Genomic DNA, 24771 nt, shown 5'->3' on the forward strand with positions numbered 1-24771 from the left:
ACCCGCAACCCCCATGCACCGCTCGCCCTCGCCCACCGCCTCCTGGGGCTCCCCATGCAACCCCGGCAGACGGAGGAGAGCCGGCAGCCCGCAACGGCGGGTGATGCCTGACCTGTGAAGACGGAACGCCCCGGCGCGCAGCCCGCGGTCCGCGCCGCATGGGCAGGCCCGCCACGCCGACTGGCCGCACCGTCATGGGCAGTGCCGTTCCGTGCCGGGCGGCTCATGGCACCGGATGTGTCGGCCGCCGTGGCGGAGGGCCGAGCGGGCCCGCGGTCCGGCCTCAGCCCTCGGCCGGCTTCCGTCGGCTCGCCCCGCCGAAACGGCGCAGCGCCGTCGGTGCGAAGCCGAGCCGGCGCGGGAGTCGTCCCGGGGCGGGCGCGGAGCCGGGGTGGCGGGACGGGGACGAGGGCTGCCCCGGGACGGGTGGCACCGCCGAGAGCGTGGTGGCAGGCAGCGCCGGGAGGGGGGATGCGGCACCGGCCGACGCCGGGGGCCGGGAGCCGGCGGCCGACGAGGGACCGGGCGTCGTCGGCAAGGACCCCGCCGCCGGCCTCGGTGCCGCCTGCCGGGCCGGGGAACCGCCGGCCGCCGGGCGGCGCCGTGCCGTGCTCCGGAGCGAGTCGAGCGCGGCGGAGGGCCGCAGGAACGGGGCGGCAGGAGCGGCGGGCGTGACGACATCGACGTACGCACGGCGGACGGCGGTGCGGCCGGTGCCGGGGAACGGGAGCGCCTCGCCGGCCGCCAGGGCCCACGGTTCCTGAACGATACGGCCGATGGCCCGCTGCGTCCTTTGGGCGAGCGCCGGATCGTCCATCCCGTGGCGGCGCAGTACCCGGCGCAGCGCGGTGGCGCCGTGGGCGGCCAGGGACAGGCCCTGACCGCAGTCGGCGGCGAGCGAGACCACGGCGCCACCGAGGACGATGAAGCCCGTGGGCCAGGACGCCAGCTGTTCATAGCGCCGCCGGCGGCCCGCCGTGTCGCGGGTCAGCCGCACCTCGCTCAGCGGCTCGGCGCCGGCGATGAGATCGCCGATGAGGGGGCTGCAGCGGCGGGCGAACGGCACGAAGCGGCCCGCGTGTTCGGACGGCCGGTCGTCGCCGGTGCCGGTGAGCGTGACCAGCCAGCGGCCGCCCTCGATCGGGACCAGTGTCGCCGTCTTTCCGGGCAGCGCGCGCCGGGGTGCGAACGGACCGGGGACCGGCTGGGCGAGCGGGGAATGGGCGGTGAGCACCGGACAGTTCTCGGTGCCCTCAGGGGCGCGGAAGATGCGGGTCGCCGAGACGATCCCGGCGTCCGAGACGTCCTCGGGGGCGGTGGGCAGCCCCAGCGCGGCCAGCCGGGACGGGGTGGTGGAATGGCGGCCCGTGGCGTCGACGACGAGGTCGGCATCGAGCCGGTACGTCCCGCCGCCGGTGGTGTCGCGGACCCGTACCCCGGTGATGTGTTCCGCGGTGCCGGTCAGCTCCGCCGCTTCGGTGCCGTCCAGGATGCTCACTCCGGGCAGGCCGGGCACCTGGCGGTGGATGACCCGGTCGAGCAGATCACGGGAGCAGGCCAGCAGATACTGCGAGTGCGGTCGCCGGCCTAACCAGCTCTTCGGGGAACGGTCGGCGAACCCGGCCGGCACCGGCATCCGGCGGGCCCCCTCGCCCAGCCACTGGTCGACGCTGCCCGGCAGCAGCGCCTCGACCAGCCGGGCGCCGTCCCCCGTCAGCAGTTGGGCATGCCGGGCCTGCGGAAGGTCCGTGGGCAGCGCAGGAGTCCGCGGCTCGCGCTCGACGACGATGACATCGGCGTGCCGGGACAGAGTGGCGGCGGCGAGCATGCCCGTGAAGCCGCCGCCGAGCACCACGGCGAGGTAGGGGTGGGTGAACTGGAGCCCGTTGCTGCTCGCAAAGCTCGACGCGTTCATGGGCAGTCCCTTTCTCGGCGGCGGAGCACGGTTCCCCGGCCCGCGCGCGACACGTCCACGAAGGGCGGTGCCGCATACGGACGGGAACACCGGCGTGCGGCGGCGATGACGGCGTCGGTGGCGGCCGTGAAGGAAGCCGTCAGCGAGAACGGCAGGGACGCGGATGCGGTCCGCAGGAGGCGCAGAGGCGCCGGCGGAAGCGGTAGTGCACGTTGAGGGTCCCGGCAGGCCGACGCGAACGCCGGCCTGCCGCCCCCCGATTTCCCCTTCATGATTCCCCCTCAGGCCGTGCCCGCCTTGCCCCGCGCACGGCCGCCCCCTCCGCCACCCGCCCGTGTCACCGGGTGGGGCGGGCGAGCACAACTGCCTCGCGGAACGCGCTCGGCCCAGGGGGACGCAGCCGTCACATCTGGTCGACGGCGGACACCTTTCGGGATCGTAGGCTGCGGCGATCACATCCGACAGCCGGGTGTGTACGAGAGACGCGTGGCAGCCACCCCGGGGATACCGAAGGGTAGATCCGATGCAAAGTGGCGCAATGGGAGGAAATCGCTGCGGGGCTTTCTCGCGTGGCGAGAAAGCAGGGCGAAAAATTTCACCAGGAGAAGGGGGGCGGTGCCGGAGGCCTCTCATGGTTGGCGCGAAATGATCGGATAACCGCGGGCACTTGGCCGGCCTGCCTACCCTGTGCGGGCACCGCACTGGAGAACCCGAGGGAGAGTCGTGCGCGCGATTGTGATGCGAGAATTCGGCGGTCCGGACGTGCTGCGGCTCGAGGACGTTCCCGAGCCCGCGCCGCGCGGCGGCCACTCGCTGGTCGACGTCGCCCTGGCCGGTGTCAACTACGCCGATGTGCACGTACGGGGGGACTCCTACCTCGCGCCCGTCGAGCTGCCGTACGTACCCGGCAACGAGGTCGTGGGGACGGTGGACGGCACCCGGCGCGTCGTCGGGCTGTGCCGCGGCGGGGGATACGCGGAGCGGACGCTGCTGCACCGCCGGGTCACCTGGGACGTGCCCGACGCCGTCAGTAACGAACAGGCCGTCGCGCTGGCGCTGCAGGGCAACAGCGCCTGGCATCTGCTGTTCACCTCGCTGCGCCTCACCAAGGGCGAGACCGTCGTCGTGCCGGCCGCGGCGGGGGGTGTCGGTTCGCTGGCCGTCCAGCTCGCCGCGCACGCCGGGGCCAAGGTCATCGGACTCGCGGGCTCCCCGGAAAAGCGCAAGCTGGCCGAGGAGTTGGGTGCCCACGCGGTGGTCGACTCGACCGCCGAGGACCTGACCGAACGCATCCTGGACGCGGCCGGCGGCCCGGTCGCGGCGGCGCTGGAGATGACCGGCGGCGTCACCTTCGAGCGGACCCTCGCCGCCGTCGCCCCGCGCGGCCGGCTGGCCGTGTACGGGTTCGCCGGCGGTGACCTGGCGAGCGTGCCGACCCGGGACCTGATGGAGCGGAGCATCACCGTCTCGGGCTTCTGGCTGCCGCAGCTCTACGCGGACCGTACGGCGCTGCCGACGTCCATGCAGGCCCTGTTCGACGCGGTCGTCGACGGCAGCCTCAGGCCGCTGACCGGCGCCCTTTACGGGCTCGGTGAGGCGGCGCAGGCGCACCGGGACCTGGCCGCCCGTACCCCGACCGGGAAACTGGCCCTCGACGTCGCCCGATAATTCCGGTAGCCCGGGGCGCCCGACGGGCAGAACGGCTGCGGGAGTGCACACCGGGGCCGGCCGCCGGGAACCGTGGGCGACGGGGAAACCGGCTCGCACCGGAACAGCCGTGCGCCTTCGGGCGCGGACCATTGCCAGGGGAGAGAGCACACGATGGGCCACAGCACCACAGCCTCGGGATCGCCGGCCTCGGCCGCCGCACCCGACTCCGCTTCGGGCACCACGGCCAAGGCGCCGGGCACCAAGGCCAAGGCGGGGACCGCGGGCCATACCAAGAAGCCGCGCCAGGCACCCAAGGGAGCGTCGTCCACGGGCTCCCGGACGTCGGGATCCGGCCATGCCGAGCGGGTCTTCCTCGTCCAGACGGCGTTCGCCGAACTCGGCGGATCCGCCCACGGACCCGGTGAGATCGCCGAGTTCACCGGCCTGGACGACTCCGTTGTCTACCGCATCCTGCAGTCCGGTATCTACCAGCGGATCTTCGAGCGGGTGGACCGCGGCCTCTACCGGCTGCGGACCTCCGCCGCCCAACTCGCCTTCACCGCGCTCGACCACCGCCTCGACGGCGCCCAGACGGTGCTGCGCGACCTGCGGAAGGCCACCGACGGGGGGCTGGCGTTCCTCTACATGGTGGCCCCCTTCTCCGGTGCGCAGCGCCAGTGCGTCGACATGGCTGTCGGCGACTCCGACCTCGCGGAGCTCGGAATGACGCCGCGCGATGTGCTGTCCGTGACACGTTCCCTGCGCACCGGTGCCTCCGGGCGGACGATCCTCGCCTACCTGCCGGAGGTGCTGCAGCAGCGAGTGCTGGCCGAGCCCGTGCCCGACCAGGCGGGACCGGGTGTCTACCGGGACAACGACGCGCTGGTGGCGTCGCTCGCGGAGGTGCGCGATCTTGGCCATGCCCTCGGGTACGAGGAGTGCATGGCCGGGTGGAACTCCTGTGCCGCGCCGATCATGTGGGACGGCTCCATCATGGGAGCGGTCCTGCTCCTCAAGCTCAAGTCCGTCATGCCGGTGGCTCCCGAGAGCGTCATTGAGGCGACGAAGGAGGCGGCGGCCGTACTCAGCCGCTACGGAGCCGCCCGGCCGTCCGCGGACCAGGAATGAACCACGGATCCGGGCCGCCGGCCCGCCCAGGAACCGGTCCGCCCTCGGGCGGCACCTGCCGCCCGAGGGCGGACCGACGGCACTCAAGGAGGTCTGATGGAACCGGAGTTGGCGGCGCTCGCCGCGGCGGGCGCGACGACGCTGGTGCAGCAGATGGCGACGGACGGCTGGGCGGCGGTCCGCGGCAGAATGGCGGCCTTCCTCGCCCGGCGGCGGGACACGGCCGACGAGGAGGTCCTCGCCGGCGAGCTGGAGGTCTCCCGCGCCGATCTGGCGGCGGCCCGGCAGGACGGCGACGAGAGCGGGGCGGCCGGGGTGACCGCGTTCTGGCAGCTGCGGCTGCGGCGGCTGCTGAGCGAGGACCCGGCCGCGGCGGCCGAACTGCGCGCGCTGCTCGACGAGGTGGCTCCCGAGACGGAGCGCGGACAGGTGCGGGAGGTGCACAACACCGTCCACGGCGGGGTGCACCACGGTCCGGTGATCCAGGCCGGCGTCATCTCCGGGTCCCACTTCACCACCGGGCCGAACCCGCCGCAGCCGGGCTGACACGGGACGCTCCCGCGCCGCGCGTCCGTGCAGAATGGCGGGGTGCGGCTCGAAGCGATCACCTGGGAACGGCTCACCGACGCGCTCGCCGAGCGCCTCGTCGCGATGCCGTCGAAGGACGGGAGCCCCTGGCTGAGGGTGTCCGTCGACGGGGCACCCGCAGCCGCCCCGGACGAGCTGGCCGGCCGGCTCGCCGAGGCGCTGCGGGTTCGGGGGCGGGCGGTGCACAAGGCCGGCGCCTTCGGCTTCCTGCGCCCCGCCTCGCTGCGGCTCGAATACGGCCGGGAGGACCCCGACGCCCTCCACGACGAGTGGTTCGACCGGCAGGCGCTGTGGCGGGAGGTGTTCCAGCCGCTGGATCCGGGCGGCACCGGGCGGGTGCTCCCCGATCTGTGGGATCCGGTGGCGGATCGGGCGACCCGCAGCGGATACGTCGAACTTCCGCCCGGCGGCGTCCTGTTGCTCCACGGTCCGCTGCTGCTCGGTCACTGGTTCCCCTTCGATCTCTCGGTGCATCTGAAGCTGTCCCCGGCCGCGCTCGCCCGCCGCACCCCGGAGGCCGAGCGCTGGACGCTGCCCGCGTTCGCGCGCTACGAGGCCGAGACCCGGCCCGAGGAGGCGGCGGACATCGTCGTACGGGTCGACGATCCCCGCCGTCCGGCCTGGAGCGGGGCGTCGTGAGCGCCCGGCTCCTCCTTGGCGCCCTGCCTGCCGTCGGCGCCCGGCCCGACCTGGGCGCCCGCCCTTCCTGAGCGACCGGGCCGACCCCGGTGCCCGGACTCAGACGAGCTGCCGTATCTCGCCGCGGACGCGGTAGAAGCCACCCGAGGCCGCCGCCAGATCATCGACGACATACCGTGCCCCGGCCCGGCGTACATGACGCGGGAACTGCACGTTCCAGGACGGGTCGTAGCCGCCGGAGACGACATGGACCCGCAGCCGGCCGCCCTCCTGTACGCACTCGACCACGACGCCCGAGGCGGTGGCCGCGGCCACCGTCTGCACCGAGGCCGACGGGGTGTACGTGGGCAGCGCGGCGGCCGACTTCACATCCCGGGCGACCGGCACCGTGCCCGACCGGGCGGCGGCGACGGCCGCGTCACTCGCGTCCACACACACCAGGGAACCGTCGGTGGTGACCAGGTACAGCTTCTCGTCCAGATACTGCATCGACAGCGCCGATCCGCCACCGGTGCCCAGCTTCCACAGGCGGGTGCCGTCGGCGGCGAAGCAGTACACCGAAGAGGCAGAGTCACCGGCGAAGACATAGCGGCCGCCGGGCGCGGTGGCACAGGAGTAGACCACCGAGTCGCACCGGTAAGTGGCTTCCAGCGTTCCGCCGTCCTTCGCCAGCCGCTGGACGACGCGCCGGCTCGTGCCGGCGTACACCGCATCGTCCTCCTGCCAGCCGAACAGCACCTCGCCGTTGGTCGGGGTGTGCCACAACTCCCCGCTGCCGTCGGCGCGGTAGGCCGTCACCCCGCGGTGGTGGCCGTGGTAGACGGCGCGCTCGTCCCGCCGCACCATCCAGGCGCGCTCGCCCGCACTGCGCCGTGACCACTGGTACTCGTCCTCGTGGTCGATCACCGTCAGCCCGCCGTCGCGGTCGGCGACGTTGAGGACGCCCTCGCGGATGTCCAGCCAGAAGATGTCGACATCGGGGGCGATGTCATAGGCGGCGAAGGGCACCTTGGACGAGAGGTCGTAGACCGTGCCGTCGTCGCAGCCGGCGTAGATCCAGAAGTCGTCCGCCACCAGGCACTTGACGCCGTCGGGCAGCTGGTAGTGCGCCAGCACCTCGCCGTCGTGGCCGAGGGTGTAGACATCGCCGTGCTGATTTCCGACCCAGCAGCGGTCCTCCGCGATATGGATGCCGAACGCCGACGCGCCCGTGCGGAACCGCCACAGCACCGGTGCGACCGCGCGGGCCGTCGACGGCGCGGAGGAGACCTGGCGCCGGGTCACCGGACGGGCGGAGCGCTGCCCCTGCACCGCCGGCGCATAGCCCTTGCGAATCTTCTCGCCGATCTTCCGTGCGGCCGCGGCCTGCGCTTTCTCCCCCGTCGGGAACGTCGAGGTCTGCTGCTGGCCGCCCGCGCCGATCCGCCCGTAGCGCACCGAGACGACCGTGCCCTGCACCGTCACCTCGTAGAACTTGTGGGCGCCGCCGCCCTCTTGCGACAGCTCCAGATACGTCGTGCCCTCGGACATGGTGATCCCCTCCCCGGGCGGCCCCACGGCCGTCCCCCGCTGGAAAAAAACCGTACGGCCGACCACTGACAACGGCTCAGGAAGCGCCGGTCGTGGGCCGCTGATCAGCGCGTTCGGGACGGCGGTTAGCGTGAAGCCGTGACGACTTCATTCAATGCACCCGACGAGTCCCCCGCGCTGCCCGGCAGTCACGGGCCGGCCGCGACCGTGGAGGCACGGCCGCGCTCCGTCGGCACCGTGACCATGACCTATGCGCCCGACCCCGACGGCGATCCGGATCCCGGAGAGATCGTGTGGACCTGGGTGCCCTACGAGGAGAACGACGGCCGCGGCAAGGACCGTCCGGTGCTGGTCGTCGCCCGTGAGTCGGCCGGAACGCTGCTGGCCGTGCAGCTGTCCAGCAAGCGGCACAACAACGACCGGGAATGGGTGCCCCTGGGCACCGGCCCGTGGGACCGCGCGGGGCGCGACTCCTGGGTGGCCGTGGACCGGGTGCTGCGGGTGCACCCGGCCGGGATGCGGCGCGAGGCCTGCGCACTGGACCGGGGACGCTTCAACCTCGTCGTCAACCGGCTGCGCGAGCGCTACGGCTGGCGCTGACGGCCGCGTGGGGCGTCAGGCGTCCGCCAGGGCCAGGAGCTTGGTGACGGTGTTCCAGTTACGGGCGGTGGCCGTCACCCCGAGCCGGACGCGGCTCACGGTCTCGACGAGCTTGGAGCGGCCGATGCCGCCGGGGCACCACAGGTACAGTTCGCGCCCGATCAGCCGGTACTGATCGGGCGCGAACGCGGCCTGGTCGAGCGCGTCGAGCCGCGAGGTGTCGGCCGGCACCGCGGACAGGAACGTCACATGCAGGCTCTTGGGCTCCGGCACGGCCGCGGGGAACGGATTCGCGGCGACGGCGGCGGCCAGCTCGTCACGGGTCCGGACGACGACCGGCACCGTCAGCCCGAGGTCGGCGGCGATCCGGTCGTGCAGCATCCGGGCCGTCTCCTCCGGCGGCGTGCCGGGGTCGGCGAAGACGATATTGCCGGTCTGCAACAGGACCGAGACCTCCTTCAGCCCCAGGGACTCGGCCAGCTCCAGCTGCCTGGCCTTGGGGAAGGAGTTGTGTCCGCCGACGTTGATGCCGCGGAGCAGAGCGATCTGACGGGACATGACGCTGCCATTCGTGGGAGCCGGAAACGGTGCGGACGGACGACGGTCGGAATCATCGGAATCAGAAGAGCGGGGCGGGCAGCACACCTTCCAGGGCCAGCAGCAGGCGTTTGGTCTCCAGACCGCCGCCGAAGCCGCCGATCCCGCCGTCACTGGCGACGACACGGTGACAGGGCACGACGACCGGCAGCGGATTGGAGCCCATCGCGGCGCCCACCGCGCGGGCGGCGCCCGGCTCCCCGACCCGGTCGGCGAGGTCCTGATAGCCGACGACGCCGCCATAGGGGACGTCGGTGGCCAGGACCCGCAGGACCTGGGCAGCGAAGCCGGAGGACAGCGACCAGTCCAGCGGGACGGTGAAGGTCCGCAGCCGACCGGCGAAGTAGGCGGACAGCTCGGTGGCGGCCGTCGCCAGATGCGGTATGCCGCCGAGCGGCGGCCCGCCGAAGAACTGCTCCAGACGGGTCAGCGCGCGCCGGGCCGTGCGCGCGTCGGCATGGAAGACGACCTGGACCAGGCCCGTGCGGGTCGCGGCGAGCAGCAGCGGACCGATGGGGGTGTCCAGCCGCGTCCAGGCCCAGTCGCGCCGGGCCGTCGCCGGCTCCGGCGCTGCGTCCGGCCCGGTCGCCGACGGGGAATCCTGTTCTGCGTGCGTCACCTGTTCAGGGTAGGACGCACCACTGACAATGCGCCGGGGCAGGCGACCGCCCCGGTCCGCTCCCGCACTCAGTCGTCGTCACTGCCCTCCACGACGTCCCGCACCACGTCGGGCTTGTTGGTGATGATGCCGTCGACGCCCAGGCCGGCGACCTTGAGCGCGGTCGCCGGGTCGTCGACGGTCCAGGTGTACAGGTCCAGCGGCCGGCGGTGCGGGCCCTTCAGTCCGTGGACGGCGGTCACGTAGTCCCGGGTGACCGCCGTGTGGACGGGGTTGATCTGGTCGCAGTACTTGGCGAACTTCGGGAGGTCGGCGACGGACGGATTGCCGAGGAACCCCGTCCTGATGTCGGGTCGCAGGGTGTGCACGGTCTTGAGGGTGTCGGCATTGAAGCTCTGGATGATCAGCCGGTGCTTGACGTGCGAGCTGGTCAGCCAGCCCTCGCTGCGCAGCTCCTTCAGGGTCTGGCGCTCGATGCCGGGGTAGAGCTCCGGCGACTTCAGCTCCATCAGCAGGCTCTGGTCGTTGTGCTCGACCTCGTCCATGTAGTCCTCCAGGGTCGGCACCCGCTCCCCTTTGAACTTCCGTCCGAACCAGCTGCCCGCGTCCAGTTTCTCGATCTCGCGGAGCGTGAAGTCCGACACGTTCCACGGGGAGCGGTCGGGGAAGACCTGCTCGACGTTGGTCGTCCGGGCGAGCGAGCTGTCATGGAGGATGACCAGCTCGCCGTCCTTGGTGCGCTGGACGTCGTTCTCGACCCACTCGACCCCGAGACGGGCGGCGGCGTCGATCGAGGCGAGGGTGTTCTCGGGCGCGTACGACGAGGCACCGCGGTGGGCGACCGCCACCGGAGGCTGTCCGTGCGGTGCTGCCTGGGCGGCGGCCGGGGAGAGGACGAGCGCGGACGGACCCAGGAGCGCACCGGCGGCGACGGCGGCGACGGGGCGGATACGCATACGGACTCCTCGTGACGTCGTGGACGTGAGCTGACGTGAAGTGACGTGAACCGGGGTCGGACGGACGGAGGCTCGCGGCCGGGCCGTAGCGGGAGGCGGTGGTGCGGTGGCGGGGCGCTGCACGAGAAGTGGCCGGTGTTCGGTTCCGGAGCGTCGCGCAGTTGCAGGATGCCCGGATCAGCCGTGCCACAGACGTACGCTCCGACGCCGTCCAACTTGCCGGAGCCACGGCATCCGCGCATCTTGACCGATGATGCGTCACCCGTCGTGCATCTGAACGGTTTTGGTCGGACGCTTCACCGGCCGGCCCCGCCGCGGCCGGCTCGCGTGCGCGCCCCGGCGGTCACGGCGCCGGACCGGGACCGGCCAGGGGGAATCTGCCGGATGCCCGGCGCCCCGCTCCGGCGGCGATCCGCGGCCGGCGCCGCACTGACCCGAGCAGCCCTCCGGTCGTCTGTCCGCCGCCGTCCGCCCTCCGCCGCCCCGCGCCCGCCGAATGTCGCGGGCACGCGGCCGCGGGCGCGCGGGCACGCTGGCCTCCATCACCACAAAACCGCAGGTCAGGGCATTTTCCGCGTCGGTTGTCAGTGCGGGGTCGTACGGTGGATCCCATGCGGCCCGTATCCAAGATCGAACGCACGGTGGCGCCCTTCGAGGTCGTCAGCCCCTACCAGCCCAGCGGCGACCAGCCGACGGCCATCGCCGAGCTGGAGCAGCGCATCCGCGGGGGTGAAAAGGACGTCGTCCTGCTGGGCGCGACGGGCACCGGCAAGTCGGCGACCACCGCGTGGATGATCGAGAAGCTGCAGCGGCCGACGCTCGTCCTGGCGCCCAACAAGACCCTCGCGGCCCAGCTCGCCAACGAATTCCGCGAACTGCTGCCGAACAACGCCGTCGAGTACTTCGTCTCCTACTACGACTACTACCAGCCCGAGGCGTACGTCCCGCAGTCCGATACGTACATCGAGAAGGACTCCTCCATCAACGAGGAGGTCGAACGGCTGCGCCACTCCGCCACGAATTCGCTGCTCACCCGGCGTGATGTCGTCGTGGTCGCCTCGGTGTCCTGCATCTACGGCCTCGGTACACCGCAGGAGTACGTCGACCGGATGGTGCCGCTGAAGGTCGGCGACGAATTCGACCGCGACCAGCTGCTGCGCCGCTTCGTCGACATCCAGTACACCCGCAACGACGTGTCCTTCACCCGCGGCACCTTCCGGGTGCGCGGCGACACCATCGAGATCTTCCCGGTCTACGAAGAGCTGGCCGTGCGGATCGAGATGTTCGGCGACGAGATCGAGGCGCTGTCCACCCTCCACCCGCTCACCGGCGAGGTGATCAGCGCCGACCAGGAGCTGTACATCTTCCCGGCCAGCCACTACATCGCGGGGCCGGAGCGCATGGAGCGGGCCATCACCGGGATCGAGGCCGAGCTGGCGGACAGCCTCACCACGCTGGAGAAGCAGGGCAAGCTGCTGGAGGCCCAGCGGCTGCGGATGCGCACCACGTACGACATCGAGATGATGCGTCAGATCGGTTCCTGCTCGGGCATCGAGAACTACTCCATGCACATGGACGGCCGCGAGCCCGGTTCCGCGCCCAACACCCTCATCGACTACTTCCCGGACGACTTCCTCCTGGTCATCGACGAGTCGCATGTCACGGTCCCGCAGATCGGCGCCATGTATGAAGGCGACGCCTCACGCAAGCGCACCCTCGTCGAGCACGGCTTCCGGCTGCCGTCGGCCATGGACAACCGGCCGCTGAAGTGGGAAGAGTTCCTCGAACGCATCGGACAGACCGTGTATCTGTCCGCGACCCCGGGCCCGTACGAGCTGGCCCGCGGGGACGGCTTCGTGGAGCAGATCATCCGTCCGACCGGCCTGGTCGATCCGGAGGTGGTGGTCAAGCCCACCGACGGACAGATCGACGATCTGGTGCACGAGATCCGCGCCCGCACGGAGAAGGACGAGCGGGTCCTGGTCACCACCCTCACCAAGAAGATGGCCGAGGACCTCACCGACTACTTCCTGGAGCTCGGCATCCAGGTCCGCTATCTGCACAGCGACGTGGACACCCTGCGCCGTGTGGAGCTGCTGCGCGAGCTGCGATCGGGTGAGTACGACGTCCTGGTGGGCATCAACCTGCTGCGCGAGGGCCTCGACCTCCCCGAGGTCTCCCTGGTGGCCATTCTGGACGCCGACAAGGAGGGTTTCCTGCGGTCCGGTTCGGCGCTCATCCAGACCATCGGACGTGCGGCGCGCAATGTCTCCGGCCAGGTGCACATGTACGCCGACAAGGTCACCGCGGCGATGGAGAAGGCCATCGAGGAGACCAACCGCCGCCGGGAGAAGCAGCTGGCGTACAACACGGCGAACGGCATCGACCCGCAGCCGCTCCGCAAGAAGATCGGCGACATCGTCGCCACGATCGCCCGGGAGGAGATCGACACCCAGGAGCTGCTGGGCTCGGGCTACCGCCAGGCCGCCGAGGCCAAGGACGCCAAGGGCAAGGCACCGGTCCCGGCGCTCGGCGCGAAGGGCGCGAAGGGCAAGGGCGGCAAGGCAGCGGCGGCGCTGACGGACCGTCCCGCCGCCGAACTGGCCGAGCTCATCGAGGAGATGACGGAGCGGATGCGGGCCGCCGCGGCCGAGCTGCAGTTCGAGGTCGCCGCCAGGCTCCGCGACGAGGTCGGCGAACTGAAGAAGGAGCTGCGGCAAATGAGGGAGGCCGGGGTGAAGTAAGGGGGCGGTATCGGCTGAGGGGGAGTGAGAACCGGGCGGTGCGCGGCCGGTCCGTCCGGACGGGTCCGCATCCGCTGCGGTGCGGCATCACCCCACGTGAACGGGGCGTGCCCAGCGTCTCCCGGTGTGTTGCAGAAACGCCACAAAAGGCGAGCCAGAGTCTCTTCCGGCACGCCGTCGTGCCTAGGGTCGAAGGGGCCGCCGGAGAGGCTGGGCGGGACAGTACAGAGAGGGGACGGCGCGTGTCGGTCAATTTGTCCAAGGGGCAGGGCATCAGCCTGGAGAAGTCCGACGGCGGAAGCCTGACCGCGGTGCGGATGGGCCTGGGGTGGCGCTCGGCGCCGCGCCGCGGGCTGTTCGGGAGGCGGACCAGTGAGATCGACCTCGATGCCTCGGCGGTGCTGTTCGCCGAGAAGAAGCCCATAGATGTCGTCTTCTTCCAGCACCTGACCAGCGATGACGGTGCGGTCCGGCACACCGGCGACAACCTGGTCGGCGGTGCGGGCAAGGGCGGTGACGACGAGGCGATCCTGGTGGACCTGGCGCGGGTGCCGGTGCACATCGACCAGATCGTGTTCACCGTCAACTCCTTCACCGGCCAGACCTTCGCCGAGGTGCAGGACGCCTTCTGCCGCCTGGTGGACGAGACCACCGGCGAGGAGCTCGCCCGCTACACCCTCACGGGCGGCGGCGACTACACCGCACAGGTCATGTCCAAGGTGCACCGGGTGGGCGGCGGCTGGCAGATGACCGCCATCGGTGAGCCCTCCGTCGGCCGCACCTTCCAGGACCTCGTGCCGGCGATCCTGCCGCACCTGTAGCCACCACACCGCGGCAGCACGCACCGGGCCGCGCCGCCGTAGGGCGCTCCGGGCCCGCCGCCCGGGCCCGGCCCGGGGACGCGCCACGACAACCAGGGGGAACACCGATGACGGCCGAGCTGGTCCGGGGGCAGAACCATCCGCTGGACCGGACGCGGGTGGAGATCCGGGTGGCGGCGGACGGTCCCGTCGTCGCGGGGGTCACGCTCGGCGACGCACAGGGCAGGCTCTCCGGAGTCGAGGCGGTGGCGCATCCGGGCGCACCCCGGCGCACCGGTATCGAGGTTCCCCGTCAGGCGGCCGCCGAGCATCGCATCGCGGTGGACCTCGACGCGCTGCCCGAGGCCGTCCACCGGGTCAGTGTGCTGCTGGCGCTGCCCAGTGGTACCGGTGCGCTGACCACCTTCGGTGCGGCCGCCGCGCCCGCCGTCGCGGTGACCGGCCTCGACGGCACCGCCCTCGCGCGCTACACGCTCACCGGACTGGACGCCGAGTCCGCCGTCGTCGCCGTGGAGCTCTACCGCAGGCAGGGCGCCTGGAAGGTGCGTGCCGTGGGGCAGGGCTACGCCGGCGGCCTCCCGGCGATGCTGCACGACCAGGGGCTGCCGCAGGCGGCGGAGCTGGCCGCGGAGATCGAGCAGGCGGTCGGCCTGGGGCAGGCCCGCGCGGTCCCCGCACCCGCCCCCGTGGCGGCAGGCCGGTCCGAACGGCCCGTGACCGGCCCGCCCGCCCCGCCCGCCGGGGACCGGCCGTCCACCGCGCCCCGCACGGCATCTGACGACCCGGCAGCCTCGGCACACGGCACCGGAGCCGCACACGGGACCGGGCCCACAGCGGAGCCGACGGCCGCGGCCGACCCCGCGGCCGAGTCGGGTGCCGCCTCGCCCGCCCCGGTCGCCGCCGGCCCCGTCGACTACCGGCACCCCCGGCGCCGCGGCACACCCGCACCGCCCGGCCCCGCTCCGTCCCCCGCGGCCACGCCGAGCGCGCCGGCCACCGTCCCCGCCGCGGCCGACGGCCCCGCGCAGCCGGTGGCCGGTGACGCCGCCGGCTGGAGCATGGACGAGCGGCTCTACAACCAGGTCTGGGGCATGTTCGAGGACCTGGCCCGTTCGGTGGCCGCCTACCGCAGCGCGGCCGGCTTCGCCGCGTCCCGTCTGGAGCAGGAACTCGACGAGGCCCTGGCCGACCCGCGCAACCGCCTCGGTACGGCCGCCGATGCCGCCCGTGCCACCGCCCGCGACCGGCACGCCACCCTGGTGACCCGGGCCCGGGCCGCGCTCGACCGCGACCTCGGCCAGCTGGTGGCCGAGTCGCAGGTCGTGGAGCCCGCGCTGCCGCCGGCCTTCGCCCGCTGGGACAACCCCGTATGGCACGGCTACCAACCGCCCCAGGAGCGGCCGATGGCGCTGCGCCTGGGCGATCTGCACCTCCCGGAGGTCCTGGACCTGCGCATTCCCATGCTCGTACGGCTCCCTCTGGAGCGCGGGCTGTGGATCGACAGCGGTCCCGGTTCCGCTGTCCACGGCGGCCCGGACCCGGAGCGAGAGGTCGCCCGGCGTGAGTTGGGCAGCGCGCTCACGGACGGGCCGCCCGACGAGGCCGAACTCCGCCGTCTGGCCATGGAGACGGCCGTCGCGATCGCCGCCCGGCTGCTCGCCGTCCACCCGCCCGGCGACTTCGCGGTCCAGGTCATCGACCCGGCCGGTACCGCGGCGCCTGCGCTCGCACCCCTGGTGGAGAGCGGTGCGCTGCCCGCCCTCCCGGTGCCCGGCGCCCAGGGGGTGGCCTCGGTCCTGGAGGGGCTGACGCGGCGGGTCGACCTGGTGCAGATGGCCGTCCGCCACCGCGCCGCGGACTCGCTGCCGCCGGACCTCGACACCGCCGAGCAGCTGCTGATCGTGCACGACTTCCCGCACGGCTTCGACGACCGTGCCCTCACCCGGCTCCGCTATCTGGCCGACGAGGGGCCTGCCGTCGGGGTGCATCTCCTGATGGTCGCCGACCGCGCCCGGACCAGGGAGTACGGCCCGGTGCTGGACCCGCTGTGGCGCTCCCTGCTGCGGATCACGCCGGTCCCCGATGCCCACCTCGCCGACCCCTGGGTCGGCCATGCCTGGACGTATGAACCACCGCTCGCCCCGGAAGGCAGTCAGGTGGTGCGGCAGGTGCTCGGGCAGCTCGTGGCCGCTCGCCGAACGCCCTGACCAGCAGCTTTACCCTTCTCTTTACTATTCATTGGGTTTCCTTTACTGTTCTTTGTGCGGAGGGGAGTATTCCCACGCGACGTACCCGTCATCACGGATTGCGAGTGTGACGAGATCCCGGGGCGTCGGTCCCGCCCCCCTCGGGCGGACGGGACGGAAGAGACCTCCGGCAGCGACGACGCTGTAAGTGCCGTACGACTTTGCCGGAGGAGCAGTGGACGTTTCCCTGAACCTGTGGGTGCTGACCATCCTTGGTCTGTGCGCCCTGATCGCCGCCGATTTCTTCATCGGCGGCCGCAAACCACACGAGGTCTCCCTCAAGGAGGCCGGAATCTGGACCGGTGTCTGGATCGCGCTTGCCGCGCTCTTCGGACTCGGGCTGCTGTTGTTCGGCGGATCCGCGCCGGCCGGTGAGTTCTTCGCGGGCTTCATCACCGAGAAGTCGCTGAGCGTCGACAACCTCTTCGTCTTCGTGCTGATCATGGCGAAGTTCGCGGTCCCGGCGGTCTACCAACAGCGGGTGCTGATGGTCGGTGTGCTGATCGCGCTGGTGCTGCGGGCCGGCTTCATCGGCGCCGGCGCCGCGATCATCGCCAACTTCTCCTGGGTGTTCTACCTCTTCGGCGCGTTCCTCATCTGGACCGCGTGGAAGCTCATCAAGGAGGCGCGCGCCGAGGAGGAGGACGAGGAGTTCGAGGAGAACCGCTTCCTCAAGATGGTCGAGAAGCGCTTCCCCTCGACCGACAAGTACCACGGCACCAAGCTGTTCATCGTCGAGAACGGCAAGCGGCTGATGACGCCGATGCTGATCGTCATGCTGGCGATCGGCACCACCGACGTCCTCTTCGCGCTGGACTCCATACCGGCGATCTTCGGCCTCACCCAGGACCCGTACATCGTCTTCACCGCCAACGCCTTTGCCCTGATGGGTCTGCGGCAGCTGTACTTCCTGATCGGCGGGCTGCTGAAGAAGCTGGTCCACCTCTCGTACGGCTTGTCGATCATCCTGGGGTTCATCGGGGTGAAGCTGGTGCTGCACGCGCTGCACGAGTCCGGGGTGGCCGTTCCGGAGATCAGCATTCCGGTCTCGCTGGGCGTCATCTGCGCCGTGCTGATCGTCACCACGATCACCAGCCTGCGCGCCTCGAAGAAGCAGGCGGCGGCCGAAGCGGCGGCCAAGGAGAGCATCGGCGCCTGAGGCTGCTCCCGGGCCCGTAGGCAAGACGGCGCCCGGCCCGCTCCGCGTGGAGCCGGCCGGGCGCCGTCCCGTCGTCCCTACCAGCCGCGCTCGCGCCACTGCGCGAGATGCGGCCGCTCCGCGCCGAGCGTGGTGTCATTGCCGTGGCCCGGATAGACCCAGGTCTCGTCGGGCAGCCGGTCGAACAGCTTGCGCTCCACATCGTCGATCAGGCTGACGAAGTTCTCGGCGCTGCCGAAGGTGTTGCCGACGCCGCCGGGGAACAGGCAGTCCCCGGTGAACAGATGCGGGGCGCCGTGCGGGTCGTCGTAGACCAGCGCGATGCTGCCCGGTGTGTGCCCGATGAGATGACGCGCGGTCAGCTCGACCCGGCCGACGGTGAGGGTGTCGCCGTCCTCGACCGGCACGTCCGTGGGGACGGGGATGCCCTCGGCGTCGTACCGCCCCGCATACGTCCGTGCGCCGGTCGCCTCGACCACCTCCTGCAGCGCGCCCCAGTGGTCCCCGTGCCGGTGCGTGGTGACCACGGAGGAGATGCCGCTGTCACCGATCAGGGCGAGCAGCGTGTGCGGTTCGGCGGCCGCGTCGATCAGCATTTGCTCATCGGTCGCCCGGCACCGCAGCACATAGGCGTTGTTGTTCATCGGACCGACCGCGACCTTCGAGATCATCAGGTCGGTCAGCTCGTGCACGTCGGCCGGTCCGCCGACCTTCACTGCTCCGCTGTAGCCCATAGGACCACTCTAGAGCGGCGGTACGGCGGGCAGCCCGGAGCCATGGCTGTCGAGTGCGCTGCCGTCACCGCGTCCGGTGAGCCAGCCGGCCAGCGCGTGCGCCGGGCCCGTCACCACCACCGGCGCGGCCTCGCCGCCCGGCGCGGTGTCCCACCGCCCGGTGCGCCACCGGCCGCCGTCGTCGGCCCGCAGCTCCAGCGCGGGCAGATCCGGATGGCCGGCGAACTTGACCGTGCACAGAAAGGCCAGCTCGCTGTCGACGAACGCGGGCGACAGCTGTTCCACGGTGTGGCCGACGCCGAGGTCGACATGGTGCAGTTCGACCTCCGTCAGCCGGCGCATCGGCAGCCGGTCGGCTCGCTCGACGACGCCGTTGCGCATCTCGACCTCGAAGGCCCGGCGCGCCTCGGGCAGCGCCTCCATCGCCGCGTCGAAGCGTGCGGCCGTCTCCTCCAGGTCGGCCAGATGGGCCGTCAGCGGGCGGGCGGCGCCCCGCTCGATATCGTCCTCGCGCGCCTGGGCGCTGGCGTACATCGGCGTCCGGACGTCCGTACGTGCCCAGGTCAGCAGGTTCCCCAGCGCGTCCGCGTTGCGTGCCAGATGGGCCAGGACATGGCCGCGGGTCCAGCCGGCGAGCAGCGACGGCTCGGCGATCGCCGCGTCGTCGAGCGTGCGCACCGAGTCCAGGAGCCGGCCGGTGGCTTCGCGGACGGCTGCCACATCGTGCGGGAAGTCGGGCAGGATGAGGGTCATGGCCCGACGCTAGCGCCGCGGAGGCGCGTGCGGGAGTCGGCCGGCGCCGATCGGGGCGTACGCGGGGGCGCGACAGCCGGGGCGGGCGGCGCCCGGCAGCCGGGCCGGCGCCGCCCGCGACGGTCAGGCCGTCATGGCGTGCGGCTGGCCGAACCAGCGCCGGAGCGCGGCCGAAAGCTCATCGCCCGTGTCCGGCCCGCCGGGGGAGTCCGCGGCCCAGGCGGTGCAGCCGTCCGGCCGTACCAGAAGGCCGGCCAGACCGGGCCGCCCGGGGCAGTCCGCAGTGAGCAGTCGTATCCGGTCGCCGTACCCCGTGGCGCGCTCGTGCACCCCGCCGTCCCCGGTGAGGTCGAGCAACAGCCCCTGACCGCCCCACAGATGGTCCGCGAGCCGGGTGCCGTCGGAGAACTCCAGGTCGGGGGCGCTGCGGCCGGTCAGCGGATGGTCGCCGGGCAGGTCGTAGCGCTGCTGGACGCCGGAGATCTTCTTGGCGAAGAACGTGGTGGCGGTGACCGTTCCGGCCAGTTCGGCGATCACCCCACGCAGCGCCCGGGAGTGCGACTCCGGCCGCATCAGCGCCACTTGGGCCCGGGTCCACTCCAGCACCCACGCGCCCAGGGGGTGCCGCTCGGCCGTGTACGTGTCGAGCAGCCCCTCCGGTGCCCAGCCGCGCACCGTGGCGGCGAGCTTCCAGCCGAGGTTCATCGCGTCGCCGATGCCGAGGTTCAGCCCCTGGCCGCCGAACGGCGAGTGCACATGCGCCGCGTCACCGGCCAGCAGCACCCGCCCCGAGCGGTAGGAGGGCACCTGACGCGCATTGTCCGTGAACCGGGTCGCCGTGAGCACCTTGTGGATCCGCACGTCCGGCACCCCGGACACCCTCCGCAAGGAGGCCTCCAACTCCTCGGCGGTGACGGGGGATTCGCGGTCCGCGGGCGGCCCGTCGAACTCCACGGTGAGGATCCGGCCGGGCAGCGGGCCGTAGGCGTACGTCCCGGTCTCCGTCCAGTTCCACCCGGTTCCCAGCCCCTCGGCGCCGGTCAGCTCCACCAGGGCCTGCCGGCCGGTGATCTCGGGCGCCGTGCCGGGGAACGGGAAGCCGGCGAGCCGGCGGACCGTGCTGCGGCCGCCGTCGCAGCCCACCAGCCAGCCGGTACGCAGCGATCCGGCCGAGGTGTGCACCCGCACGCCGTCCTCACCTGCGTCGCATCCGGTCAGGGTCACCCCGCGGCGCAGGTCCACCCCGAGTTCGGCGGCGCGGGCGTTGAGCAGCCGTTCCAGCTCCTCCTGCGGTACGAGACCGACCTCGCCGGCGGGTCCGGGGCCGTCGAAGTCCGGGTCGGACGCGTCCAGCAGGTCGCCGCGCAGCATGATGCCCGCGAAATGCCCGGCGAACTTCGGCGGCTGCGCCACCGTGGAGGCGCCGGCGGCCCGGCGCCCGCGCGTGAACGCGCTGAACTTCTCGAGGGCGGCGCGCTGTGCCTCGGCCAGGCCGGGCAGCATCCCGCGCCGGTAGAAGGCCTCCGCGCTGGGGGAGTTGATCGCCCCCGCCTTGATCGTGGTGCTCACGTCGGTCAGCCGCTCCAGGACGACCACCGGGACACCGGCCAGTGCGAGTTCGCAGGCGAGCATCAGCCCCACCGGGCCGCCCCCTGCCACTACTACGTCTGTGTCATGTTCCATGGCGTGAGTGTAGTGACTAAAAAATTGTTGCGGCTAAAAATTAGCTAGAATTCCGGCCATGGCGGAAGAGGCGCGGCGCGGCGGTGCACGGACGACGGGCGGGGGAGAGGCCGGTGGTCGGCCGGGTGTGATCGGCGGCCGGCCGGGCGCGATCGGTGGCCGACCGGGGGAGACCGGCTTCACCAGGGAGGACGGGCAGCTGACGCTGCGCGAACGCAAGAAGCTGCGGACCCGGCAGCGGATCTCCGGCGAGGCGACGCTGCTCTTCATCGAGCGCGGCTTCGACCAGGTCACGGTCGCCGAGGTGGCCCGCGCCGCCGAGGTGTCGACGATGACGGTCTTCAATTACTTCCCGCGCAAGGAGGATCTCTTCCTGGACCGGATCCCCGAAGCGCGGGAGTTGATCACCCGCGCCGTCCGGGAACGCGGCGCGGACGAGTCGCCGCTCGCCGCGCTGCGCGCGCTGATGCTCGGTCTGCTGGCGGATCGGCATCCGCTGTCCGTGGTGGGGGAGGGATTCGAGCACTTCTGGCGCACGGTGCTGGCCTCCCCGGCGCTGCGGGCGCGGGGTCGCGAGGCGGTCGAGGAGATGGAGGACACCCTCGCCGCGCTGCTCGCGGAGGACGCGGGCGGCGACGCCGGCCGGCCCGGTCATGACGCCCGGCTGGCCGCGGCCCTGATCGTCGCGGGGGTCCGGGCGGCCTGTGCCGGCGCGGTGGCCCGGCAACTCGGGGGTGACCCGGTGGACGAGGTGGCCGTTGAGCAGGCGGAGGTGCTGCGGCGGACGTTCGATGCGCTGGAGCGTGCGCTGCCCGGCGGCGCGTGAGGGGCGAGTTCCCGCAGCGTACGGGCGTGTGGGCAGGGCGGGAAGAGAGTGCGGCCGCCACACGTTCGGGTGAAGAGGGCTTGCGGCCCCGCTAAATCGAATGGGCGTGCTATAAGCTCGTGTGTGGCATCCAAAAGTCAGTGCCGCGGCGGGCCCCATACCCTGGGGCGGGGGCTCCGCTCCGCTTCGTCGCCTCTGCTCACCCACCGCGCGGCGGACGCAGGGCCCGCGGCCCCCGCCCCCTTCCAAGAAAGGTGCCGACCGGCGTGGCCGACCGTCTCATCGTCCGTGGCGCTCGCGAGCACAACCTCAAGAATGTCTCGCTCGACCTTCCCCGCGACTCCCTCATCGTCTTCACGGGGCTCTCCGGGTCGGGCAAGTCCTCGCTCGCCTTCGACACGATCTTCGCCGAGGGGCAGCGGCGTTATGTCGAGTCGCTCTCCTCCTATGCCCGGCAGTTCCTCGGGCAGATGGACAAGCCCGATGTCGACTTCATCGAGGGTCTGTCCCCCGCGGTGTCGATCGACCAGAAGTCGACCTCGCGCAACCCGCGCTCGACGGTCGGCACGATCACGGAGGTCTACGACTACCTCCGCCTGCTCTTCGCCCGTATCGGCAAGCCGCACTGTCCGGAGTGCGGGCGGCCGATCGCCCGGCAGTCGCCGCAGGCCATCGTCGACAAGGTGCTCGAACTCCCCGAGGGCAGCCGCTTCCAGGTGCTCTCCCCGCTGGTGCGCGAGCGCAAGGGCGAGTTCGTCGATCTCTTCTCCGACCTCCAGTCCAAGGGCTACAGCCGGGCACGGGTCGACGGGGAGACGATCCAGCTCTCCGAGCCGCCGAAGCTGAAGAAGCAGGAGAAGCACACCATCGAGGTGGTCGTCGACCGCCTCACGGTCAAGGAGTCCGCCAAGCGGCGGCTGACCGACTCCGTCGAGACCGCCCTCGGGCTCTCCGGCGGCATGGTCATCCTCGACTTCGTCGACCTCGACGCGGACGACCCGCAGCGCGAGCGGATGTATTCGGAGCATCTGTACTGCGCCTACGACGATCTCTCGTTCGAGGAGCTGGAGCCCCGCTCCTTCTCCTTCAACTCGCCCTTCGGAGCCTGCCCGGACTGCACCGGCATCGGTACGCGCATGGAGGTCGACCCCGAGCTGATCATCCCCGACGAGGAGCGTTCCCTCGACGAGGGAGCGATCCACCCCTGGTCGCACGGCCACACCAAGGAGTACTTCGGCCGCCTGGTCGGCGCGCTGGCGGACGCCCTCGGATTCCGTACGGACATCCCCTGGGCCGGGCTGCCGGCCCGCGCCAAGAAGGCCCTGCTGAACGGCCACAAGACCCAGATCGAGGTGCGCTACCGCAACCGGTACGGCCGCCAGCGGGCCTACACCACCCCCTTCGAGGGTGCCGTGCCGTTCGTCAAGCGGCGGCACTCCGAGGCGGAGAGCGACAGCAGCCGGGAGCGCTTCGAGGGCTACATGCGCGAGGTGCCCTGCCCGACCTGTGAGGGCACCCGGCTCAAGCCGATCGTCCTCGCCGTCACGGTCCAGCAGAGGTCGATCGCCGAGGTCGCGGCCATGTCGATCAGCGACTGTGCCGACTTCCTGCGGGAGATGACGCTCGACGCGCGCGAGAAGAAGATCGCCGAGCGGGTCCTCAAGGAGGTCAACGAGCGGCTGAAGTTCCTGGTCGACGTCGGCCTGGACTACCTCTCGCTGAACCGCGCGGCCGGCACCCTCTCCGGCGGTGAGGCCCAGCGCATCCGCCTCGCCACCCAGATCGGCTCCGGCCTGGTGGGCGTGCTCTACGTCCTCGACGAGCCGTCGATCGGCCTCCACCAGCGCGACAACCACCGGCTGATCGAGACCCTGGTGCGGCTGCGCGACATGGGCAACACCCTGATCGTCGTCGAGCACGACGAGGACACCATCAAGGTCGCGGACTGGGTCGTGGACATCGGCCCCGGCGCGGGTGAGCACGGCGGCAAGGTCGTGCACAGCGGCCCGATGAAGCAGCTGCTGACCACCAAGGAGTCGATCACCGGTCAGTATCTGTCCGGCAAGAAGGCCATCGCGACCCCGGACATCCGGCGGCCCGCCGACCCGGCGCGGCGGCTGACGGTGCACGGCGCGAAGGAGAACAACCTCCGTGACATCGACGTCTCCTTCCCGCTCGGGGTGTTCACCGCCGTCACCGGTGTCTCCGGCTCCGGCAAGTCGACGCTGGTCAACGACATCCTCTACACCCACCTTGCGCGCGAGCTGAACGGCGCCAAGTCGGTGCCGGGCCGGCACACCCGGGTCGCCGGTGACGACCTGGTGGACAAGGTCGTCCATGTCGACCAGTCGCCGATCGGCCGCACCCCGCGCTCCAACCCGGCGACCTACACCGGCGTCTTCGATCATGTCCGCAAGCTCTTCGCGGAGACGATGGAGGCCAAGGTCCGCGGCTATCTGCCGGGGCGCTTCTCCTTCAATGTCAAGGGCGGCCGCTGCGAGAACTGCTCCGGCGACGGCACCATCAAGATCGAGATGAACTTCCTGCCGGACGTCTATGTGCCGTGCGAGGTCTGTCACGGGGCGCGCTACAACCGGGAGACGCTGGAGGTCCACTACAAGGGCAAGTCCATCGCCGAGGTGCTGGACATGCCCATCGAGGAGGCGCTGAGCTTCTTCGAGGCGGTGCCGACCATCGCCCGGCATCTCAAGACGCTCCACGAGGTCGGCCTCGGGTACGTCCGGCTCGGGCAGTCCGCGCCGACGCTCTCCGGCGGTGAGGCACAGCGCGTCAAGCTCGCCAGTGAGCTCCAGAAGCGCTCCACGGGCAGCACGGTCTATGTCCTCGACGAGCCGACCACCGGTCTGCACTTCGACGACATCAGCAAGCTGATCAATGTGCTGTCCGGCCTGGTCGACAAGGGCAACACGGTGATCGTCATCGAGCACAACCTCGATGTGATCAAGACCGCTGACTGGGTCGTCGACATGGGCCCCGAGGGCGGCAACGGCGGCGGCCTGGTCGTCGCCGAGGGCACCCCGGAGGGCGTCGCGTCGATCCCGGCCAGCCATACCGGCAAGTTCCTGCGGGAGATCCTCGGCGACCGCGTCAGCGATGCCGCGCCGGCGGGGGCCTCCGCCAAGAACCCGGTGGCCAAGAAGACCGCGGCGAAGCAGGCTCCCGCCAAGAAGGCTGCTGCCAAGAAGACCGCCGCCAAGAAGACGACGGCGCGGGCCCGCCGGACCTGACGCCAACGGACCGTTCCCGGACGGGCCGTTCCCGGCACGGGCCGGCGCCGCCCCCTGTGGAGAGCGGCACGGGCCGTCACTGCGCTCCCCAGGGAGGCGGTGACGGCCCGTCGTGCTTGACGGGGGCAGTCGGCCCCCCCCGGCGAGCGGAGCGGCCTCCCCGTCAGCGCCCCTCCCGTCAGCGTCCGCCCCCTACGCCGCCAGTTCCCTCGCGAACGGCGGTTCCGCGCCCGCGCGGGAGCAGGTGACGGCGGCCGCGCGGGCGGCGAAGCGCAGGATGTCGCGCCAGTCGTCGTCGCCGAGCGCGGTGACGGCGGCGTACGAGAGGGCGTCGT

Annotated in this window: 19 protein-coding genes and 1 pseudogene; 11 read left to right on the plus strand and 9 right to left on the minus strand. The window is 71.8% G+C overall.

Annotated features, from left to right (window positions below; genetic code table 11):
* Positions 1-283: 283 nt before the first annotated feature.
* Positions 284-1915 (minus strand): FAD-dependent oxidoreductase, encoded by a 1632-nt coding sequence (locus EST54_RS26725; protein ID WP_129250280.1) that lies wholly within the window; start codon positions 1913-1915, stop codon positions 284-286.
* Positions 1916-2638: 723 nt separating this feature from the next.
* On the opposite strand from EST54_RS26725, the gene EST54_RS26730 reads away from it, so the two are divergent.
* The 4 genes from EST54_RS26730 (at position 2639) to EST54_RS26745 (ending at position 5920) form a co-directional block, all read left to right on the plus strand.
* Positions 2639-3583 carry a quinone oxidoreductase family protein gene (locus EST54_RS26730; RefSeq protein ID WP_129250281.1) on the plus strand — a complete coding sequence of 315 codons (945 nt, stop codon included), beginning with the start codon at positions 2639-2641 and terminating at the stop codon, positions 3581-3583.
* Between the two features lie 153 nt (positions 3584-3736).
* Positions 3737-4693: an IclR family transcriptional regulator domain-containing protein gene (locus EST54_RS26735; RefSeq protein ID WP_129250282.1), complete on the plus strand. Its 957-nt coding sequence runs from the start codon at positions 3737-3739 to the stop codon at positions 4691-4693.
* Between the two features lie 96 nt (positions 4694-4789).
* A complete protein-coding gene (locus EST54_RS26740; protein ID WP_129250283.1) occupies positions 4790-5239 on the plus strand; it encodes a hypothetical protein in 450 nt (149 codons plus the stop codon).
* A 42-nt stretch (positions 5240-5281) separates the two neighbouring features.
* On the plus strand, positions 5282-5920 hold the full coding sequence (locus EST54_RS26745) for a nucleoside/nucleotide kinase family protein (RefSeq protein WP_129250284.1): 639 nt from the start codon (positions 5282-5284) through the stop codon (positions 5918-5920).
* Positions 5921-6019: 99 nt separating this feature from the next.
* Here EST54_RS26745 and EST54_RS26750 read toward each other — a convergent pair whose 3' ends face one another.
* Positions 6020-7450 carry a WGR domain-containing protein gene (locus EST54_RS26750; protein ID WP_129250285.1) on the minus strand — a complete coding sequence of 477 codons (1431 nt, stop codon included), beginning with the start codon at positions 7448-7450 and terminating at the stop codon, positions 6020-6022.
* A 138-nt stretch (positions 7451-7588) separates the two neighbouring features.
* Here EST54_RS26750 and EST54_RS26755 point away from each other — a divergent pair, with 138 nt between their 5' ends.
* Complete coding sequence (locus EST54_RS26755; RefSeq protein ID WP_129250286.1) at positions 7589-8050, plus strand: type II toxin-antitoxin system PemK/MazF family toxin; 462 nt, start codon at positions 7589-7591, stop codon at positions 8048-8050.
* A 15-nt stretch (positions 8051-8065) separates the two neighbouring features.
* Here the strand turns inward: EST54_RS26755 and EST54_RS26760 are convergent, their stop codons facing one another.
* From EST54_RS26760 to EST54_RS26770, 3 genes are all read right to left on the minus strand, one after another.
* A complete protein-coding gene (locus EST54_RS26760; RefSeq protein WP_129250287.1) occupies positions 8066-8608 on the minus strand; it encodes a DUF1697 domain-containing protein in 543 nt (180 codons plus the stop codon).
* A gap of 61 nt (positions 8609-8669) precedes the next feature.
* Positions 8670-9266, minus strand: coding sequence for a methylated-DNA--[protein]-cysteine S-methyltransferase (locus tag EST54_RS26765; protein WP_129250288.1), 597 nt, complete (start codon positions 9264-9266; stop codon positions 8670-8672).
* Between the two features lie 68 nt (positions 9267-9334).
* The gene (locus EST54_RS26770) at positions 9335-10222 is read right to left on the minus strand and encodes a glycerophosphodiester phosphodiesterase (protein WP_129250289.1); all 888 of its coding nucleotides are present in this window, start codon (positions 10220-10222) and stop codon (positions 9335-9337) included.
* 611 nt (positions 10223-10833) lie between these two features.
* On the opposite strand from EST54_RS26770, the gene uvrB reads away from it, so the two are divergent.
* From uvrB to EST54_RS26790, 4 genes are all read left to right on the plus strand, one after another.
* Entirely contained in the window at positions 10834-12966 is a 2133-nt protein-coding gene (gene uvrB / locus EST54_RS26775; RefSeq protein ID WP_129250290.1) for an excinuclease ABC subunit UvrB, read from the plus strand.
* A gap of 242 nt (positions 12967-13208) precedes the next feature.
* Positions 13209-13787 carry a TerD family protein gene (locus EST54_RS26780; protein WP_129250291.1) on the plus strand — a complete coding sequence of 193 codons (579 nt, stop codon included), beginning with the start codon at positions 13209-13211 and terminating at the stop codon, positions 13785-13787.
* A gap of 107 nt (positions 13788-13894) precedes the next feature.
* On the plus strand, positions 13895-15994 hold the full coding sequence (locus tag EST54_RS26785) for a TerD family protein (protein WP_129250292.1): 2100 nt from the start codon (positions 13895-13897) through the stop codon (positions 15992-15994).
* Between the two features lie 214 nt (positions 15995-16208).
* On the plus strand, positions 16209-17192 hold the full coding sequence (locus tag EST54_RS26790; RefSeq protein ID WP_129250293.1) for a TerC family protein: 984 nt from the start codon (positions 16209-16211) through the stop codon (positions 17190-17192).
* A gap of 77 nt (positions 17193-17269) precedes the next feature.
* Here EST54_RS26790 and EST54_RS26795 read toward each other — a convergent pair whose 3' ends face one another.
* The 3 genes from EST54_RS26795 to EST54_RS26805 form a co-directional block, all read right to left on the minus strand.
* The gene (locus EST54_RS26795) at positions 17270-17926 is read right to left on the minus strand and encodes an MBL fold metallo-hydrolase (protein WP_129250294.1); all 657 of its coding nucleotides are present in this window, start codon (positions 17924-17926) and stop codon (positions 17270-17272) included.
* A 9-nt stretch (positions 17927-17935) separates the two neighbouring features.
* The gene (locus tag EST54_RS26800; protein WP_174857527.1) at positions 17936-18679 is read right to left on the minus strand and encodes a maleylpyruvate isomerase family mycothiol-dependent enzyme; all 744 of its coding nucleotides are present in this window, start codon (positions 18677-18679) and stop codon (positions 17936-17938) included.
* A 123-nt stretch (positions 18680-18802) separates the two neighbouring features.
* Positions 18803-20362 carry an FAD-dependent oxidoreductase gene (locus EST54_RS26805; protein ID WP_129250295.1) on the minus strand — a complete coding sequence of 520 codons (1560 nt, stop codon included), beginning with the start codon at positions 20360-20362 and terminating at the stop codon, positions 18803-18805.
* Between the two features lie 58 nt (positions 20363-20420).
* Between EST54_RS26805 and EST54_RS26810 the strand changes: the two genes are divergently transcribed.
* Both EST54_RS26810 and uvrA read left to right on the plus strand, forming a co-directional pair.
* Positions 20421-21188, plus strand: coding sequence for a TetR/AcrR family transcriptional regulator (locus tag EST54_RS26810; RefSeq protein ID WP_129250296.1), 768 nt, complete (start codon positions 20421-20423; stop codon positions 21186-21188).
* 266 nt (positions 21189-21454) lie between these two features.
* Entirely contained in the window at positions 21455-24436 is a 2982-nt protein-coding gene (gene uvrA, locus EST54_RS26815; RefSeq protein WP_129250297.1) for an excinuclease ABC subunit UvrA, read from the plus strand.
* A gap of 192 nt (positions 24437-24628) precedes the next feature.
* Here the strand turns inward: uvrA and EST54_RS35660 are convergent.
* A pseudogene (locus EST54_RS35660) lies at positions 24629-24771 on the minus strand (carbohydrate kinase); the annotation flags it as partial.

It is taken from the genome of Streptomyces sioyaensis (assembly GCF_004122735.1).
In the GTDB taxonomy this organism is placed as follows: domain Bacteria; phylum Actinomycetota; class Actinomycetes; order Streptomycetales; family Streptomycetaceae; genus Streptomyces; species Streptomyces sioyaensis.